The sequence below is a fragment of the Cupriavidus sp. 05T313 genome (genome assembly GCF_056396665.1).
Genome location: NZ_JBFTLX010000369.1, coordinates 1 through 5,131 on the forward strand (window position 1 = coordinate 1; position 5,131 = coordinate 5,131).

The 5,131-nt window shown below is 64.7% G+C and carries 2 protein-coding genes; both read left to right on the forward strand.

The window, feature by feature from the left end:
- Positions 1–4,773: hemagglutinin repeat-containing protein (locus tag AC1DKD_RS38920; protein WP_477144532.1), on the forward strand; the 4,773-nt coding region annotated here is incomplete at its 5' end.
- Between the two features lie 3 nt (positions 4,774–4,776).
- A partial coding sequence (locus tag AC1DKD_RS38925; protein WP_477144533.1) for a hypothetical protein occupies positions 4,777–5,131 on the forward strand: 355 nt, incomplete at its 3' end.

Below are 5,131 nucleotides of genomic sequence, written 5' to 3' on the forward strand. Positions count from 1 at the left end.
GTCGCGGCAGCCACCGGCGCTACCAGCCGCCCGCAGACACTGGGCACCGCCGCGGGCGGCATTCCCAACCTGACGCTGCCGGTCAACGGCCTCTTCACGCTGGGTCCGGCTCCCGCCACGCCTTACCTGATCGAGACCGATTCACGCTTCACCCAGTACAAGACCTTCCTCTCCAGCGACTACATGCTGGGCGCGCTCGGCCTGGACCCGCAGAAGGTGCAAAAGCGCCTGGGCGACGGCTTCCATGAAGAAAAGCTTGTCCGCGACCAGGTCACGGCGCTGACCGGCCGCACCTTCCTGGCGGGCTATTCCGACCAGTTGCAGGAATACCAGGCGCTGATGAACAGCGGCGTAACCTGGGCCAGATCCTTCGGCCTGTCCCCCGGCATCGGCCTGTCCGACGACCAGATGCGCCAGCTCACCACCGACATGGTCTGGCTGGTGGCGCAGGACGTAACGCTGCCCGACGGCACGCACCAGTCCGTGCTGGTGCCCAAGCTCTACCTGGCGCAGTCCAGCGCCGTGGACCTGAACCGCACCGGCGCGCTGGTCACGGGCAACAGCGTGGCGCTCAATGCCAGCGGCAATGTGAACAACAGCGGCCGCATCGTTGGCGACGTCGCCACGCAGGTGCTCGGCAACGACATCGTCAACCGCGGCACCATCGGCGACACCAGCGGCACCACCGTGGTCCAGGCGCTGCAGGACGTGCGCAACCTGGGCGGCCGCATCGGCGGCCAGGACGTGCTGGTGCAGGCCGGGCGCGATGTGGTCAGTGAAACGCAGACGATCAGCGAAGTCCGCACGATCGGGCCCAATGGCTATCGTGCGGGGGCCACGGGCGTCGGCTCCGTGGCGGCCATCTCGGCGACGGGCAACGCCGTGGTGCTCGCCGGCCGCGACGTCACGCTCAGTGGCGCTGTCCTCGAGGCCGGCAAGGGCGCACTGATCGGCGCCGGGCGCGACCTTACCGTTGGCGCCGTCACGCTGGGCACCACGCAGGATGCCGTCTCGCGCGGCGGGCAGAGCTATTCCCACGACCAGGCCAGCACCGTCGCGGGCAGCCTGGTCCAGGCTGGCGGGAACGTCGTCGCCGTGGCTGGCCGCGATGCCACGCTGGCCAACGCCGGCATCCAGGCCGGCGGCAATGCCTCCCTCGTCGCTGGCCGCGATCTCACCGTCACCGCAGCGAAAGACACTCACACCCACAGCGAAGGTTCGCTGGGTGGCAAGGGCGCGGCCTACACGCAAGCCTCGACCGACGAAACGGTCCGGGGCAGCACCGTGCAAGCCGGCAACAACGTCACCCTCGCGGCCGGACAGGCACCCTTGGCGGGCGCCGTATTGCAGGCCAACGGCATCAAGGCGGAAGCGCCCGCCACCGGTGCGGGCGGCAGCGGCGGCAACCTGGCGATACTGGGCTCGACCGTCGCCACCGGCGCCAACGGCAACGGCGGCGGCACCGCGTCGCTGGTAGCCGCTGGCGACATCACCGTCGGCACGGTCACGCAGACGCATACCCAGGAAAACTGGCAAGAACACAAGCGCTCCGGCTTCCTCTCCAGCGAGCAGAGCACCAGCAAGCGCAGCGCCGGGCAGACCTACGCGGTGGGCAGCACCGTGTCGGCCGACGCCGTCGGCGGCAGGGCCGGGCGCGACCTGACGGTATCCGGCTCCAACATTGTCGCCAGCGATGACCTGGCGCTGCGCGCGGACCGCAACCTGACGATTGGCGTGGGGCAGGACACCACCACGAGCAGCAGCGCGGAAGAGAAACGCAAATCCGGCATGTTCTCCGGCGGTGGCCTCTCCGTCACGATCGGCAAGCAGCAGCTCAATCAAGCGCAACAGGTCAGCACGGCCACCAACGTCGGCTCGATGGTCGGCAGCCTGAACGGCAACGCCAGCCTGAGCGCGGGCCAGGCCTACACGCAGACCGGCAGCACGGTCAGCGCCCTGCAGGGCGATGTCGGCGTCCGCGCCAAGCGCGTGGATATCAATGCCGCCACCGACACCGCCAGCTCGTCGCAGGAAAGCCACTTCCGGCAAAGCGGCCTGACCGTCACCGTCACCAACCCGGTACTGGCGGCGGCCCAGACGGCGGGCCAGATGGCGCGCGCACAAAGCCAGACCGACGACCCGCGCCTCAAGGCGCTGGCGGGCGCGGCAGCGGGGCTGGCTGTATCGAACGCGGCCGATGCCGTCAAGGCCGACCCCAAGGCCATGGGTGGCCTCAACATCAGTGTCAGCTTAGGCGGCTCCAAGAGCGACAGCCAGCAAACGCAAAGCAGCACCACGGCGGCAGGCAGCACCGTGCGCGCCGGTGGCGACGTGCGCATCCGCGCCGAAGGCGGCGGCACGGACAGCAACATCAACGTGGTCGGCAGCAATATCCAGGCCGGCAACAATGCACTGCTGAAAGCCGACAACCAGGTCAACCTGCAGGCCGCGGCCAGCACCGCCGAGCAGCACGGCAGCAATAGCAGCGGCTCGGGCGGCATCGGCATCGGCCTGAACCTTGGCGCGCAGGGCGCGAGCATCGGCCTCACCGCCAGCGCGTCCGCCGCGCGTGGCAACGCCGACGGCAACGACGTGACCTGGACCAACAGCCACGTCAACGCCGGCAACACGCTGGTGATCGACTCCGGCGGCGACACCAGCTTGCGTGGCGCCACCGCCACCGGCAAGCAGGTCATTGCCGACATTGGTGGCAACCTCAATATCGAAAGCCTGCAGGACACCAGCCGCTACAAGAGCAAGGACCGGTCCATCGGCGGCAGCCTGACGGTTGGCGCCGGCTTTGCCGCCAGCGCCAACGTTGGCCAGCAGAAGATCGACAGCGACTACGCCAGCGTGACGGAGCAATCCGGGATCCGTGCCGGCGCAGGCGGCTACCAGATCGACGTCAAGGGCAACACCGACCTCAAGGGCGCGGTCATCGCCGGCGGCACGGCGGACAAGAACAGCCTGTCCACCGACACCCTGACTGGCAGCGACATCCGGAACCACGCGGAATACAGCGCCAGCAGCGTCAGCCTTGGTGGCGGATACGCCCAGGGCAAGCCGATGATGCCGCTGGGCGGCGGCTCGGGCGGTGGTGGCGGCGTAGGCCTGACCCAGGGCGGCCAGGCCGCCACGGGCGAGGCGGTGCCTGGCACCAACCTGCCAACCAGCGGCGGCAACGGGCAGGGCGCCTCCTTTGCGCCCCCGATCGCGATGTCTGCCTCGGGCAGCGCCAGCAGTACCACCGCCAGCGGCGTTAGCGCGGGCAACATCACGATCCGCAATGAAGAGAAGCAGAAGGCGCTGACCGGCAAGGATGCGGCGGAAACCATCGCCAGCCTGAACCGCGAGACGGACAACACGGCCAATGCACTCAAGCCGATCTTCAATGAGAAGGAGATCCGGGCAGGGTTCGAGATTGTGGGGGCGTTGCAGCGGGAGGCGGGGGTATTCCTGAACAACCGGGCGAATGAGGCGGATGCAGCCAAGAAGGCGGCCGAGGCGGTAGCCAAGGATCCGAGTGCGACGCCTGAACAGCGGGCGGAGGCACAGCGGCGCGCAGATGATGCGGCCAAGTGGGGTCAGGGCGGGACATATCGCCAGGTCATGACGGCGCTGACGGCTGCCGCTGGCGGCAATGTGACCGGATCGGCGGCGCAGTTCGCGCAGGGTGCGGCGGTGGGGTACATCCAGGGGCTGGCGGCTGGTCAGGTCAAGGCCATGGCCGATTCCCTGGGCAAGGGCACACCGGAAGCCGAAAGCGCCCGGGCGGCGCTGCATGCCATTGTTGGTTGCGCTGGTGCGGCGGCGGCCAGTCAGGCATGCGGCGCCGGAGCGATGGGCGCGGCGGCTAGTTCCGTACTTGGCAGCCTGCTGGCGCCGACCGACGAGATGTCGGCGCAGGAGAAGCAGGCGCGCGAGAACCTAGTGCAGAGCCTAGTGGCGGGTGTGGCGGGCGCGAGCGGTGTGAACGCCACCACGGCGACGAACGCGGCGACGTTTGAGGTGGAGAACAATCAACTCGCTGCGCCAGCGCCGATGCCGCCAATGTGGACGCCGGGCCAGGCACAGACCCCTTTCAAGACACCGGGGAAGCCGGCTGACAAGAGCGAGCCAAAGCTAACTGGCACGCCGGACCAGTCTGAGAAGACGACGACAAAGCCACTCGTCAACCCGATCACGAATGTCGTGGCGGAGATAATTTCGTTGCCGGCGAATGTTGTTCACGGGCTTGGGTTAATCTTCAACATCGGGGGCAGTGGTTCTCCACAATCTACCGGCGCAAATACGGCAGGAACAGGTGAATCGGCTTCGGCGGTAAATGGCATAAAACAGGGTGGCACGGTTGAGCTATTCACGGATGCCAGCGGGCCGAAGGTTCCTGGTGCTGTAGGTGTGGGGCCAACCGATGCCACTGCTGTTGCAGTGGATGCCAGGAGCATGCCAAACATCCCGAGCAATAGTCAGGCTACGGTAGTTGCGAGCAATCCGTATATTCCAAAAGGTGCGGGCGGCACTTTTTCCATGATGGACTACCTGCCCGAGGCCACACGCATTACCCAGCCGGGAGGCGAGATTGTGATTAACGGGACAGCGGCAAATAAGTACCTTACGAACATGCCGACCCAGGCGCAGCTTGATGCTTTGGGGCTAGAGGTTAGGTACCAAGGGCCCTTGTTGCCAGAGTACCAAGGGCAAACATTTTTGCGCGCCGACGGCTCAAAATTGAATGATTCGATGCAATCAATTATTTTTGTGAAAAAGAAGTGAATTATGAAAATCATAGAAAATTGCTGGTCTCAGATTGAGACATATAATTGCCAGTATGGGGCTCATGTATTTGAGAACTCGACTGCGAAAATTTATGTCAACCATTGGCTAGATGTTGATCCGGAAATTGGAGGGTTTTTTTCTAGAAGAAATGATGATGGTTTTGTTGGGCATTGCATTCTTGCTTTTTATGGGGTAAAGATTTTTAAATTTAGTGTTAAGCAATGGGAGTTGGAAAATGGCAAAACAGTATGGCGTGAACCTGTCATTTTTCATTATGAGGGATCTGGAAATGAGGGGGCAATAAAGTACGATTTTGAAGGAAGTTTGCACGGATTTCCTTCATCTGTATCTATTG